Below are 12920 nucleotides of genomic sequence, written 5' to 3' on the forward strand. Positions count from 1 at the left end.
TTTCGCCTTTCATCGGGAAACCCGGTGATTGCCTCGAACTCAAGCTGCTCGACCGGGATCGGCTTGTCGTAGGGAGGCAGCGTGGCAACATCCTGGTAGATGGGCGCGCAGGGTGATCCCCATCCGCTGGGCAAGCTCCGGTCCGCCGATGGGGCCTGTGTGGTGACGCAACACACGGATCAGGTCTTGCAAGCGGGTTGTTCGTGACATGGGCGGTTCCTCGTGCGCGTAGCCGTCGCTCGCCGCCTCGGGGAGCGTCAAGGCGCATATCATGCCTTCGAGTTGGGATCGGTGCCAGCCAATTGGCCGAGAAACTGCAGACGCCATCCCTGGCTTCGAGCCTTCTCTAAGGACTGGCACCGGAGCCCCTGGAAGCACAATCCAGAGTCCGAGTCCGGCTCAAAGCCCTTGGGCACCTCGGCGAAGCCAGTCGTGCATGAAGACAAGCTTGCGGCGAACCTTTTCGGAAAGCACGAAGGGATAGAGATCCGGCAATCCCATCGCGCGATTGATGTGGTTGACGGCCATGACCTGGTGCGTCGCAATGTAAATCAGGTTCTCGGCATCTGACTCCATGTACGGGTCCCAGCCGAGATGCGGCAGGTCAGAGGAGGACAAGCCAGCGGCAACGAAGCTATCGGCGATATCCGTGAGATGCAGCAGGTGAGACGCGGTTTCGGCCCAATCCTCGTGAGGGTGTGCCGCGGCATAGGTGCTGACGAAGTGCGAGCGCCAGTCGGGCGGTGGTCCATTGTGGTAATAGCGTTCGAGTGCGGCGGGATAGTCCTCCCGCTCATCACCGAACATGGCCCGGAAGGCATCGAGGAAATCTTCCCTCAGGCTGAGGCGCCACCAGAGCATGTGCGCGATCTCATGACGCATATGACCGATCATGGTGCGGTAGGGCTCCTCCAGGGCCTCGCGACGGGTAGTGCTCAGGACCGGGTCTGCCTCCGCCACACTGATCGTCACCACGCCCCCGACATGCCCCATGGGTACAGGAGTGTGGCCCTCGGCCAGCATGTGAAACACGGGACGAGCCCCGGGGTCCTCGGGACGGAACCAGTTCCAGCGCCCCAGGTTGTCGAGCACCCAGCGCTTGGCAGCTTCGGTCTGGGCCCAATGCGGAACAGCGTTGGGTATGGAGGTGTCCGGAGCCAGCTCGGTCATGGCGCAGGCGCGACAGAAACCGTCCTGCTTGGGGGCGATCCAATTGCAGCCGATCACGTCGCGATTGGCACAGAACGGCGGCATTGTGATGAAGGCCCTGGCCTGAGGGTCATAGGCCACGGGCGTGCCGGAGGCGGTGGCGAGGTTGTCGAACCAGAGGGATCCGGCACCGACCGGATTGGCAAAGACACGCATGAGACAGTATCTCCAACAAAAAAAGAACGGCAGAACAGATAGCCGACGCATTGCATTGCATCCTGCTCTTTCCCGGTCCGCCAATCAAACCGTCAGTAGCACTCCAAGAAGGACGGCAAACTGCTGCCGATTCTTCAGATCTCGAAGCCCAGGCCGAAGTCCTCGGCGCTGATCGCCATGAGCGGCTCGGCACCGGCTTCCAGGGCCGCCTTGTGGGCGCGGGTGCGCGGCAGCAGGCGTTGGTAGAAGAAGCGCGCGGTATCGAGCTTGGCGCGGTAGAAGGCGGCCTCCTCGGTGCCCTTGGAAAGCGCCACCCGGGCCTGCTTCGCCGCACGGGCAAAGAGGTAGGCCAGGGTCACGTAGCCGGCATACATCAGGTAATCGACGCTGGCTGCGCCCACCTCCTCGCGGTCGTTCATGGCCTTCATGCCGATGGCCAGGGTCATCTCGCCCCACTCGGCGTTGAGCTTGGCCAGCGGGCGCACGAACTCGGCGAGTTCGCTGTTGCCCTCCTCGTCCCGGCAGAACCTGTGGATCTCCTTGGTAAAGACCTTCAAGGTCTCGCCCTGGCTCATCAGCACCTTGCGGCCCAGCAGGTCGAGGGCCTGGATGCCGGTGGTGCCCTCGTAGAGGCGGGTGATGCGCGCGTCGCGCACCAGCTGCTCCATGCCCCACTCCTGGATAAAGCCGTGGCCGCCGAACACCTGCACGCCCTCGTTGGTCGCATCGAAGCCCACCTCGGTAAGGAACGCCTTGACGATAGGGGTCAGTAGGCCCAGCAGGGTGTCGGCGCGCTCCTTCTCAGCGGCATCCGTGCCATGCTCGACGATGTCGATCATCTGGGCAGTGTAGAGCACCAGCATCCGGCCACCCTCGGCGAAGGCCTTCTGGGTCAGCAGCATGCGGCGCACGTCTGGGTGGACGATGATCGGGTCGGCGGGCTGCTCGGGGGCCTTGGCCCCGGAGAGCGCTCGCATCTGCAGGCGGTCGCGGGCGTAGGCTAAGGCATTCTGGAAGCTCGCCTCAATGAGGCCCAGGCCCTGGATGCCGACGCCGATGCGCGCGGCGTTCATCATCGTGAACATGCAGGCCAGCCCCGTGTTGGGCGCGCCCACCAGGAAACCTTGTGCCGCGTCGAAGTTCATCACGCAGGTGGCGTTGCCGTGGATGCCCATCTTGTGCTCCAGCGAGCCGCACACCACGCCGTTGCGCTCGCCGGGCTCGCCTGCTTCGTTTGGCAGATATTTCGGCACCACAAAGAGCGAGATGCCCCTGGAGCCCTCCGGGGCATCGGGCAGCTTGGCCAGCACCAGGTGGACGATGTTCTCGGCCAGGTCATGCTCGCCGGCGGAGATGAATATCTTGGTCCCCGTTATCGCATAGCTGCCGTCGTCATCAGGCACCGCGCGGGTCTTGATCAGGCCGAGGTCGGTGCCGCAATGAGGCTCAGTGAGGCACATGGTACCGGTCCAGGTGCCCTTGACCAGCTTGCTCAGGTAGGTGGCCTGCTGCGCCTCGGTGCCGTGGTGGCGCAGCGCGTCGGCGGCGCCGTGGGAGAGCCCCGGGTACATGCCCCAAGCCAGGTTGGTGGCGCAGATCATCTCGTTGAGCACCATGGCCAGAGAGTGCGGCAGGCCCTGACCGCCGTGGGCGGGGTCGGCGGCGAGGCTCGGCCAGCCACCCTCCACGTACTGGGCGTAGGCCTCCTTGAAGCCCTTCGGCGCCTTCACCTCGCCGCCCTCCAGCAGGCAGTCCTCGCGATCGCCGCTCTGGTTCAGCGGCAGCAGCACCTCGCGAGCGAAGCGCGCGCCCTCCTCCAGGATAGCGGCGACCACGTCGGGGCTCGCCTCTTCGCCGCCGGGCAGGCGCGCGTAGTGGGCCGGGTAGTCCAGCATCTCGTCCATGACGAAGCGGATATCGCGCAGAGGGGCCTGATAGTCGGGCATCTCGATCTCTCCAGTTCCACGGCCAGGCCGCAAGCGGTCGCCGATACATCGGGTCGCGAAGGCGGCGAGGGCCGCTTTCGAACATGTGTTTGAAATTACGCGCGAGAGAATGGGGAGTCAAGCGTTCGTTTTAATACCAGCGCCAAGCGCCGAGCTTCAAGCGACAAGCAGTATGGCGACGGGCGTCAGGTAATCGGAAACACAACGCAACCCCCGCCAGCCTGGAACTAGCGGGGTGAGGATCTGCCAAGCCTCCCGAGGCACTTTCGTCCCGATAGCGGCTTGGCGGCTTGGCGGCTCGGCGCTTGCGTCTTGAAACTTGTGGCTGGCCGAAGGCCTACTGCATGCGAATCCCGCCGTCCAGGCGGATCACCTCGCCGTTAAGCATGGCGTTAATGATGATCTGCTCCGCCAGGCGGGCGTACTCGTCGGGCTTGCCGAGCCGCTTGGGAAAGGGCACGGCGGCGGCCAGGGCCTGGGCGGCCTCGTCGGGGATCTCGCTCATCATCGGCGTCTCGAACACGCCGGGGGCGATGGCCATCACCCGCACGCCATGGCGCGAGAGCTCCCGGGCCGCCGGCAGGCTCATGCCCACCACCCCGGCCTTGGAGGCGCTGTAGGCGCACTGCCCCACCTGGCCATCGAAGGCGGCGATGGAGGCGGTGTTGATGATCACCCCGCGCTCGCCGTCCTCGCCCGGTGCGTTCTTGGCCATGGCGGCGGCGGCCAGGCGCATCACGTTGAAGGTGCCCACCAGGTTGATCTGGATGGTGCGATTGTAGGCCTCGAGGTCGGCGGGATTGCCCTCGCGGTCGACCAGCTTGGCCACGCTGACCACGCCGGCGCAGTGCACCACACCCGCCAGGCCGCGGCCATCGCTGAGCTCCACCGCCACATCGACGGCGGTCTGGATGTCCTCGCCGGAGGTGACGTCGCCGCGTACCGCCCGGGCGGCACCGCCCAGGCGCTCGGCGTGGGCATCGACGGCGTCGCTGAGGTCGCAGAGCACCACCCGGCCGCCGGCGGCGACCAGGCGTTCGGCAGTGGCCGCCCCCAGCCCGGAGGCGGCACCGGTGATCAGAAAGGTATTGTCCTTGACGTGCATATCAGGTTCCTGGAGTTGAAAGGCAGCGGTAGAAAGCGCTCGAGGCTGTTCCGTCACCAGGGCTGCGAGGGGGCGCTGTGAACCCCTCCCTGGGCGCTACCGATGCCATCCCTGGCATAGGACCCCCTCTTCGCCCTGGCCCCCCGGCGCCTCTCGCTTCAGAGGCTTGCGGCTGTCATTACGCAGCACCTGTCTCGGCCTTGTCCACGGCATCGGCGCGCAGCTTGAAGCGCTGGATCTTGCCGCTCGGGGTCTTGGGCAGTTCCTCGACGAACTCGATCACCCGCGGGAAGGCGTGGGTCGAGAGCCGCTCGCGCACCTGCTTGCGGATCTCGTCGGCCAGTTCATCGCTGGGCTCGAAGCCCTCGCGCAGCACCACGTAGGACTTGATGATCTCGCCGCGAATCTCGTCGGGCTGGCCCACGGCGGCGGACTCGGCCACCGCCGGGTGAGTCATCACGCTGTTCTCCACGTCGGTGGGCCCCACACGATAGCCGGCGGTGGTGATGATGTCATCGTCGCGGCCGGCGAACTGGAAAGTGCCGTCCTCGTTCCTGATCACCACGTCACCGGTCAGGTAATAGCCTTCGGCGAAGGGGTGCTTCTCCTGCCAGGTGTAGCCGGCGAAGAAGTGCGCCGGGGAGTTCTCGATGTCCACCGCCAGCACGCCGGGCTCGCCCGGCGGCAGCTCCTTGTACTCGGCATCGAGGATCGCCAGGCGGTAGCCGGGCATCGGCACGCCCATCGCGCCGACATGCTTGGGGTGGTCCAGGCCATGGTGGTTGTTGCAGGTCATACCGGTCTCGGTCTGGCCGTAGTGGTCCATGACCGGGCAACCCAGGGAGCGCTCGACCCAGGTCACCACCTCGGTGTTGAGCGGCTCGCCGGCGGAGCTCGCCGCGCGCAGCTCGAGGGTCTGGTGGGCGTCATCGAACAGGCCGGAGGCCTTCATCAGGCGGTAGGCGGTGGGCGCGGCGGCGAAGTTGGTGATGCGGTGGCGCTTCATGAAGGCCAGCGCCCCCTCGGCAGAAAAACCCGCCTCGCAGAAGTGGGTCGTCACGCCCAGCAGCAGCGGTCCAACGATGGCGTAGTAGAGGCCATAGGCCCAGCCCGGGTCGGCCATGTTCCAGAAGCGGTCGGTCTCGCGCAGATCGACGGCCAGCTCCATGTAGAGGGCGAAGGCCGGCATGGCGGCCAGCGGCACGGCCACTCCCTTGGGCTTACCCACGGTGCCGGAGGTGAACATCTGCAGGAAGGGCTCGTCCCGGGAGAGGCGCGGCGGCGTGGTCTCGATCGGCGCATGCGCCAGGGCATCATTCCAGTCCAGGTCGTCGGCGTGCTTGCCATCGGGGCCGCCCACGGCGAGCACCGGCGGGCACTGGGTCAGGCCATCGAACTTGAAGCGGTTGGCATGATCGGTGATCACCAGCTTGGTGTCGGCACGCCCCAGGCGGTAGTCCACGGCGTCCGGACCGAAGGCGGTGAACAGCGGCTGGTAGACGGCACCGATGCGCCAGGTGGCCAGCACCACCATCAGCAGCTGCGGCGAACGCGGCAGCATGCAGGCGATGCGGTCGCCCACGCCCAGGCCGCGCTCGGCGAACCAGCCGGCGAGCCTGGCGCTCTCGGCATCGAGTTCGGCGTAGGTCAGGGTGTGGATCTGGCCCTGGGTATCCTCCTGCACCAGGGCCGGGACGTCGCCCCGGCCGGCACGCAGGTGGCGTCCGCAGCAGGACTCGAAGGCGTTGGCCTTGCCGTCGCGGTGGTCATCGAGGCGCGCGATGACGTCATCGACGGTGAAGGTCTCGAGGTAGCTCTGGTAATCGGGAAGGGTGCTCATGTACTGCCCTCTCGCGGTTTGTGCTTGTTGTGGCGGCAAACAAGATTGGTGGCGATCAATGCTGACGACGAAGGAAACGGCAAGCGCCGACGCTGGCGTGCACGCCCAACTTGTGATTATATGCAGTTAACGTAAGCGTCAACCTAGCAAGCGCTAGGTACAAGTTAGAGGCTCCCGGAGAACGGGGCAACCCCTGAACGGCAGGATGGGACTAGACGATGGTCGAGCGTGGCGGTCCGGCGGCGCCCAGGATGTCAGGCTCGATGGGTGATCATGGCGACCAGCTCGTGGGCCAGGTCATCGGGGGAGCGCGAGCCGGCGGGATCGTACCAGCGCACCGTCCAGTTGAGCGCCCCCATCACGAAGCGGGCCACCAGGAAGCGGTCGCCATGGATCAGCCTCTCGGCCAGGGCCGCGTCGATCACCGCTTCCCAGAGCGCCTCGTAGGCATCGCGCAGGTGGCTCAGGTGGTCCCGGGCCTCGGGGTCGAGACGGCGCCACTCGTAGAGGGCCACCACATGGGCATTGCGGTCAGTGAGCAGGGTCTCGAGGTGTGCGCGCGCCATGGCCTGCAACCGTGCCTCGGCAGAGTTGTCGCACTGTTCGAGGGCCGCCTTCGCGATGACCAGAGCGTTCTGGGTGCCCTCTTCGATCACCGCCGCCAGGATCTCCTGCTTGTCGCGGAAGTGATGGAATAGGCTGCCGGACTTGATGCCCATCTCCTGGGCCAGCATGCGCACCGTGGTCCGGTCGAAGCCCTCCTGGACGAACAGCTGGGCGGCCTGGCGGGTCAACTCCTTGCGACGCGGTGAGTCATTCATTACATTCATCGACATTTACACTAGCGCTTGCTTGGTTGACCCTGAGAAAACCACAGCCTCTCGGACGGGTCAACGCGGCGCCGTCCGAGATCACGGCCACAATGACAATGCGGTCCCGCCCGGGACCGTTACGCCACACCGGGAGAGCCCACCATGAGCCAGTCCAACGATATCGTCTTCCTCTCTGCCGCACGCACGCCCATGGGTGGCATGCTGGGCAGCCTCGCCAGCCTCACCGCCCCGCAGCTGGGGGCCACGGCGATCCAGGCCGCCATCGAGTGCGCCGGCATCAGTGCCGACAGCATCGACGAGGGCATCATGGGCTGCGTGCTGCCCGCCGGCGTCAAGCAGGGCCCGGCCCGCCAGGCGATGCGCCAGGCCGGTATTCCCGATGCCATAGGCGCCACCACCATCAACAAGCTGTGTGGCTCTGGCATGAAGGCCACCATGCTGGCCCACGACCTGATCCGCGCCGGCAGCGGCGAGGTGATGCTGGCCGGCGGCATGGAGTCCATGTCCAATGCGCCTCATGTGCTAACCAAGGCACGTACCGGCTATCGCCTGGGCCACGGCGAGCTCAAGGACCACATGTTCCTGGACGGCCTGGAGGACGCCGAGACCGGCAAGCTGATGGGTGTCTTCGCCCAGGACGTCGCCAGCGAGCGCGGCTATGGCCGCGAGCGCCTGGACGACTTCGCCATCGCCTCGCTGGAGCGCGCCATGGAGGCCACCAACGCCGGCCACCTGAAGGCCGAGATGGCGCCGGTCACCGTCACCAGCCGCCAGGGGGAAAGCGTGGTGGACCACGACGAGCAGCCCTTCCAGGCCAAGCTCGACAAGATCCGCTCGCTGCGCCCCGCCTTCGCCAAGGACGGCACCATCACCGCCGCCAACTCCAGTTCCATCTCCGATGGTGCCTCGGCGCTGATCCTGGCTAGCCAGGCGGCGGCCGACCGCCTGGGCGCCAGGCCGATCGCGCGGATGCTGGGCCACAGCACCCACTCGCGTCACCCGAGCGAGTTCACCATTGCCCCGGTGGGCGCCATCGACACGCTGATGAAGAAACTCGACTGGGGCGTGAATGATGTCGACCTCTTCGAGATCAACGAGGCCTTCGCCGTGGTGACCCTGATGGCCATGGACGACCTTGGCCTGCCCCACGACAAGGTCAATGTCTTCGGCGGCGCCTGCGCCCAGGGCCACCCCATCGGCTCCACCGGCTCGCGGATCATCGCCACCCTGATTCATGCCCTGCGCACCCGGGGCGGCAAGCGTGGCATCGCCAGCCTGTGCATCGGCGGCGGCGAGGCCACCGCCGTGGCGGTCGAACTGATCGACTGACCCGGCAAGTGCCCGCCAGCGACGCCCGCTGCCTCCGGAGGGGCAGCGGGCGTCATCGTTATCCACGGGGCGCTGCCAGACGGTCGAGGCGCAGTCGCTCGCGGCCATCGAACAGCCGACGGCTGCCCGCCGCCACCGCCACCAGGGTGCCGAAGCCGGTCCCCAGGGTAATGGTGAACATCACGAGTATCTGGTACTTCACCGCCAGGGCCGGCGGGCTGCCGGCGAGTATCTGGCCGGTCATCATGCCCGGCAGGCTGACCACCCCGGCGGCCGCCATGGCATTGATCATCGGCATCAGGCCGCTGCGCATCGCCTCGCGGCGGATGTCACCGACCGCCTCCTGCCAGCGCTGGCCGAGCATCAGGCGATTCTCGATCACCGCTCGCTGGCGCCAGGCGGTGTCGGTCAGCCGATCCAGCGCCAGGGCCACCCCGGTCATGGTGTTGCCGAGCATCATGCCCAGCAGCGGAATGGCGTACTGCGGCCGATACCAGGGCTCGGGGCCAATGATCACGGTAAGCGTCAGCACCGTCACCGTGAACGAGGAGAGAAACATCGCCAGGGTACCGATACCGAAGGCCCAGCCGCCCAGCAGGCGGCGCTTCTGGCGCGCCATCACCTCGCGCCCGGCGATCAGCAGCATGCCCAGCGCCATCAGCGCCACCCACACCAGCCGCTCGGCCGCAAAAAGCGCTTCCAGCACCAGCCCCACCAGGGTGAGCTGGATCACCGTGCGCGCCGCGGCGATCAGCAGGCTCCTGCCCATGCCCAGTCGTGCCATGGCCGTGCAGGCGGCCAGCGCCACCACCATCAACGCCGCCAGCGCCAGCTGCCACCAGGCCAGCTCGATCACGCCCATAACGCCACCTCGAGGAGTTCGCTTGCTTCGATACGCCAGTGGCGATCCGCCACTCGCTGGATCTGTCCCGGGTCATGGGCGACCCAGATCACCGGCCAGCCGTGATCACGAATTATCGACAGGAGCCAGGCCTCCACCCGGCGGGTGGTGACCTCATCCAGGTTGGCGGTGGGCTCGTCGAGCAGCAGTGCCGAGGGCTGACGGCTGATCGCCCTCAGCAGGGCCAGGCGCTGCTTCTCTCCCGACGAGAGGCGCGAGACCTGCCAGCCCAGGACCTCGGGGGTGAAGCCCAGCGTCGCGAGATTCGCGGGAGCGACCTGCGGCATATGCTCGCCCACGCTGTCCGCCCACCACTGGCTCTCGGCCGGCACCAGCATCACCCGCGCCCGCCACGCATGGGCCGGCAGCGCCGCCTGGGCGATATCGCCCAGCCACACCTCGCCATGGTGGGGCTCCAGGTCGGCTACGGCGCGCAGCAGGCGGCTCTTTCCGGACCCACTGGGGCCGGAAAGGCAATGAACTTCGCAGGGGGCGATGGTCAGGCTCACCTCGGCAAGCTCGCCGACAGCGAGCCGCTCCAGGCTCAGGGCATCGGTGGCGATCAAGGGCTATCTCCAGCGCTGGGACGCTCGGCGTGGCGACGATCATAGCAGTTCATGAAACAGCGCCCGGCAAAGCGATTGAATACATATGAAATTTCATATATATTCGACACTCCCCCACGGTGAGAGGATGCCATCATGACGACTCACCACACCGCTACTGATGCTCCCAGCTCCGCAGAGGGCATGGGACGCTTCGAGCGCTTCCTCTCGGTCTGGGTAGCCCTGGCCATCATCGCCGGCGTGCTGCTCGGCCAGTTCGCCCCGGCGATCCCCGAGACCCTCTCGCGCTTCGAGGTTGCCCAGGTGTCGATCCCGGTGGCGGTGCTGATCTGGGCGATGATCTTCCCCATGATGGCGCAGATCGACTTCACTGCCATCCTTGGCGTGCGCCGCCAGCCCAGGGGGCTGATCATCACCACCTCGGTGAACTGGCTGATCAAGCCGTTCACCATGTTCGCCATCGCCTGGTTCTTCCTGACGGTGGTGTTCGCCCCGCTGATCCCAGAGCACCTGGCCAGCCAGTACCTGGCCGGCGCCATCCTGCTGGGTGCCGCCCCCTGCACCGCCATGGTCTTCGTCTGGAGTACCCTGACCCGCGGCGACGCCGCCTACACCCTGGTACAGGTCGCCCTCAACGACCTGATCATGCTGTTCGCCTTCGCGCCCATCGTGGTCTTCCTGCTCGGCGTCTCCGACATCCCGGTGCCCTGGGCCACCGTGGCGCTGTCGGTGGTCCTCTATATCGTCATCCCGCTCACCGCCGGCGTCGTGACCCGCCACCTGCTGATCGCCCGCCACGGCATCGAGTGGTACGACAACATCTTCCTGAAGAAGGTGGGGCCGATCACCCCCATCGGGCTGATCATCACCCTGGTGCTGCTGTTCGCCTTCCAGGGCGAGGTGATCCTCGAGGCGCCGCTGCATATCGTGCTGATCGCCATCCCGCTGAGCCTCCAGACCTTCCTGATCTTCTTCATCGCCTATGGCTGGGCCAAGGCGTGGAAGGTGCCCCATAGCGTGGCGGCCCCCGGGGCAATGATCGGCGCCAGCAACTTCTTCGAGCTGGCCGTGGCCGCCGCCATCTCGCTCTTCGGCCTGCAGTCCGGCGCGGCGCTGGCCACGGTGGTGGGGGTGCTGGTCGAGGTGCCGCTGATGCTGGCGCTGGTGCGCATCGCCAACAACACCCGGCACCACTTCCCCGAGGCCGAGGCGCAGGCGCCCGCAGAGACAAGGGGGTGAGGCGCACCCCGGCACTCGGGGTCGATGGTGAGGTGATCATCGAGGGCAAGGTGGCCGGCGCCGAGGAGATCCAGCGCCTGCTCAAGGCCTGATCCGGCCAGGCCCTGGATCAGCAGAGGGCGGCGCGACGCTCCGGACGGTTGCCCATGCCCGAGAGTCGCTCGCGCCGCTGCGCGAGCCGGGGGGCGCACCCTTTCGCCGCGGCCTCCAGGGTGGTCATCACCCAGGCGGGTAGGCTCGACTCGAGTCCGTAATAGACCCACTGGCCCTCACGCCGATCGTTGAGCAACCCGCACCGACGCAGCTGCGCCAGGTGTCGCGAGACCTTGGGCTGGGACTCCTCAAGGGCGTGGGTCATCTCGCAGACGCAGAGCTCCTGCTCACGCAGCACGAGCAGCATCAGCATCAGGCGCGTCTCGTCGCCCAGGCACTTGAAGAGGCGAACCGGGTCCAGCGACATCGGAGATTTCCTCGGGTTGGGATCAACACGATTCTACGTGATGCAGCCGCACAGGCGAAGCAACAGCCGGCCAGGCCGACACCGGACTTGCCTTGCCCCTGGGGCGAGGGCGACCATGGCGGTATGACGACCTTCCTGCACCGCCACCCCCTGGCGATCATCGTCCTTGCCCAGCTCTGCGGCACCTCGCTGTGGTTCAGCGTGAATGGCGTGGGATTGTCCCTGTCCCGCGACCTGGGGCTCACCGAGGCCGACCTCGGCCGGCTGACCCTCACCGTTCAGGCCGGCTTCATCCTCGGCACCCTGAGCATCGCCGCCAGCGGCCTTGCCGACCGGTTCCGCGCCAGCCGCATCTTTGCCGTCTCCTGCCTGCTCGGCGCCCTGGTCAACGCGGCCTTCGTGCTGGCCTCGGAGTCCTTCGCCGCAAGCCTGGCGTTGCGCTTCGCCACCGGCCTGTGCCTGGCCGGCATCTACCCGCTGGGCATGAAGCTGGTGATCGGCTGGACACCGACCCACAAGGGCGCGGCCCTGGCGTGGCTGGTCGGCATGCTGACCCTGGGGACCGCCCTGCCCCACCTGCTTCGTGGCACCACCCTGGGCATGCCCTGGGAATGGCCGCTGATCGGTGCCTCGCTGCTCGCGCTGGCCGGCGGGGCCCTTATCCACCTGCTCGGGGATGGCCCCCACCTGCCACCGCCCGCCGGTCCCGCTCGACTGCAAGAGGGCCTCGCCGGCCTGCGCGAGCCGCGCTTCCGGGCCGTGGCCGGGGGTTACTTCGGCCATTGTTGGGAGCTCTATGCCTTGTGGATGCTGACGCCCTTCCTGGTAGCCCGGGAGCTCCAGCGCCTGGGCGCCACCGAGGACCTGGTGCCCTGGCTATCGTTCGGCGTCATTGCCCTGGGGCTTGTGGGCTGCGTGGGTGGCGGCGTCTTGAGCCGGCGCCTCGGCAGCCTGTGGGTGGCACGGCGTGCCCTGGCCACCTCCGGGCTGATCTGTCTGGCCTATCCGCTGCTGCCCTGGCTGCCACCCGGCCTGCTGCTCGTCCTGCTCGGCGCCTGGGGACTCACGGTCATCGCCGACTCGCCGCAGTTCTCGGCGCTGGCTGCCGCTACCGCCCCCCTGGCCCGAGTCGGCTCCACGCTGGCGGTGATGAATGCCGTGGGATTCGCGCTGACCATCCCGGCGATCTCGCTGACCAGCAGCCTGTGGGCGGCCCAGGGCCCCTGGGTGCTGTGGTGGCTGCTTCCAGGACCTGTGCTGGGCCTCTGGGCACTGCGCGGACTCGCCGAGCGGGAGCCTCAAGCGGCGCCTCCGGCATCCTCCTGAGACCGGCATG

General features: G+C 67.1%; 12 protein-coding genes. 4 read left to right on the top strand and 8 right to left on the bottom strand.

Annotated elements, in window-relative coordinates:
* Positions 1-399 precede the first annotated feature (399 nt).
* The 5 genes from OP497_RS14320 to OP497_RS14340 form a co-directional block, all read right to left on the bottom strand.
* Entirely contained in the window at positions 400-1365 is a 966-nt protein-coding gene (locus OP497_RS14320) for a putative zinc-binding metallopeptidase (RefSeq protein WP_280549574.1), read from the bottom strand.
* A 134-nt stretch (positions 1366-1499) separates the two neighbouring features.
* Positions 1500-3311, bottom strand: a complete 1812-nt coding sequence (locus tag OP497_RS14325; RefSeq protein ID WP_280549576.1) for an acyl-CoA dehydrogenase C-terminal domain-containing protein — start codon at positions 3309-3311, stop codon at positions 1500-1502.
* A 337-nt stretch (positions 3312-3648) separates the two neighbouring features.
* Positions 3649-4416, bottom strand: a complete 768-nt coding sequence (locus tag OP497_RS14330) for an SDR family NAD(P)-dependent oxidoreductase (protein WP_280549578.1) — start codon at positions 4414-4416, stop codon at positions 3649-3651.
* A gap of 178 nt (positions 4417-4594) precedes the next feature.
* A complete protein-coding gene (locus tag OP497_RS14335) occupies positions 4595-6256 on the bottom strand; it encodes an AMP-binding protein (protein ID WP_280549579.1) in 1662 nt (553 codons plus the stop codon).
* Positions 6257-6510: 254 nt separating this feature from the next.
* On the bottom strand, positions 6511-7077 hold the full coding sequence (locus tag OP497_RS14340) for a TetR/AcrR family transcriptional regulator (protein ID WP_280549581.1): 567 nt from the start codon (positions 7075-7077) through the stop codon (positions 6511-6513).
* Between the two features lie 153 nt (positions 7078-7230).
* Here OP497_RS14340 and OP497_RS14345 point away from each other — a divergent pair, with 153 nt between their 5' ends.
* Complete coding sequence (locus OP497_RS14345; protein ID WP_280549583.1) at positions 7231-8418, top strand: acetyl-CoA C-acyltransferase; 1188 nt, start codon at positions 7231-7233, stop codon at positions 8416-8418.
* A 58-nt stretch (positions 8419-8476) separates the two neighbouring features.
* On the opposite strand, the gene fetB is transcribed toward OP497_RS14345, so the two are convergent.
* Complete coding sequence (gene fetB, locus OP497_RS14350; protein ID WP_280549586.1) at positions 8477-9280, bottom strand: iron export ABC transporter permease subunit FetB; 804 nt, start codon at positions 9278-9280, stop codon at positions 8477-8479.
* Positions 9271-9885: an ATP-binding cassette domain-containing protein gene (locus tag OP497_RS14355; protein WP_280549588.1), complete on the bottom strand. Its 615-nt coding sequence runs from the start codon at positions 9883-9885 to the stop codon at positions 9271-9273. Before OP497_RS14355 ends, fetB begins: the two co-directional genes overlap by 10 nt.
* A gap of 135 nt (positions 9886-10020) precedes the next feature.
* Here OP497_RS14355 and arsB point away from each other — a divergent pair, with 135 nt between their 5' ends.
* Complete coding sequence (gene arsB, locus OP497_RS14360; RefSeq protein WP_280549590.1) at positions 10021-11124, top strand: ACR3 family arsenite efflux transporter; 1104 nt, start codon at positions 10021-10023, stop codon at positions 11122-11124.
* Complete coding sequence (locus OP497_RS17535) at positions 11121-11216, top strand: hypothetical protein (RefSeq protein ID WP_348533123.1); 96 nt, start codon at positions 11121-11123, stop codon at positions 11214-11216. The genes arsB and OP497_RS17535 overlap by 4 nt, the downstream gene beginning before the upstream one ends.
* A 17-nt stretch (positions 11217-11233) precedes the next feature.
* Here the strand turns inward: OP497_RS17535 and OP497_RS14365 are convergent, their stop codons facing one another.
* Entirely contained in the window at positions 11234-11584 is a 351-nt protein-coding gene (locus tag OP497_RS14365) for a metalloregulator ArsR/SmtB family transcription factor (RefSeq protein WP_280549592.1), read from the bottom strand.
* Positions 11585-11707: 123 nt separating this feature from the next.
* Between OP497_RS14365 and OP497_RS14370 the strand changes: the two genes are divergently transcribed.
* Positions 11708-12910 (top strand): MFS transporter, encoded by a 1203-nt coding sequence (locus OP497_RS14370; RefSeq protein WP_280549594.1) that lies wholly within the window; start codon positions 11708-11710, stop codon positions 12908-12910.
* The last annotated feature ends 10 nt before the right edge of the window (positions 12911-12920 follow it).

The sequence above is a fragment of the Halomonas sp. 11-S5 genome, assembly GCF_029889825.1.
GTDB lineage: Bacteria > Pseudomonadota > Gammaproteobacteria > Pseudomonadales > Halomonadaceae > Halomonas.

What these genes read in the sequence shown, in the direction of transcription:
- OP497_RS14320 (WP_280549574.1), bottom strand. Translation starts at nt 1,365, where the DNA reads ATGCGTGTCTTTGCCAATCCGGTCGGTGCCGGATCCCTCTGGTTCGAC.
- OP497_RS14325 (WP_280549576.1), bottom strand. Translation starts at nt 3,311, where the DNA reads ATGCCCGACTATCAGGCCCCTCTGCGCGATATCCGCTTCGTCATGGAC.
- OP497_RS14330 (WP_280549578.1), bottom strand. Translation starts at nt 4,416, where the DNA reads ATGCACGTCAAGGACAATACCTTTCTGATCACCGGTGCCGCCTCCGGG.
- OP497_RS14335 (WP_280549579.1), bottom strand. Translation starts at nt 6,256, where the DNA reads ATGAGCACCCTTCCCGATTACCAGAGCTACCTCGAGACCTTCACCGTC.
- OP497_RS14340 (WP_280549581.1), bottom strand. Translation starts at nt 7,077, where the DNA reads ATGAATGACTCACCGCGTCGCAAGGAGTTGACCCGCCAGGCCGCCCAG.
- OP497_RS14345 (WP_280549583.1), top strand. Translation starts at nt 7,231, where the DNA reads ATGAGCCAGTCCAACGATATCGTCTTCCTCTCTGCCGCACGCACGCCC.
- fetB (WP_280549586.1), bottom strand. Translation starts at nt 9,280, where the DNA reads ATGGGCGTGATCGAGCTGGCCTGGTGGCAGCTGGCGCTGGCGGCGTTG.
- arsB (WP_280549590.1), top strand. Translation starts at nt 10,021, where the DNA reads ATGACGACTCACCACACCGCTACTGATGCTCCCAGCTCCGCAGAGGGC.
- OP497_RS14365 (WP_280549592.1), bottom strand. Translation starts at nt 11,584, where the DNA reads ATGTCGCTGGACCCGGTTCGCCTCTTCAAGTGCCTGGGCGACGAGACG.
- OP497_RS14370 (WP_280549594.1), top strand. Translation starts at nt 11,708, where the DNA reads ATGACGACCTTCCTGCACCGCCACCCCCTGGCGATCATCGTCCTTGCC.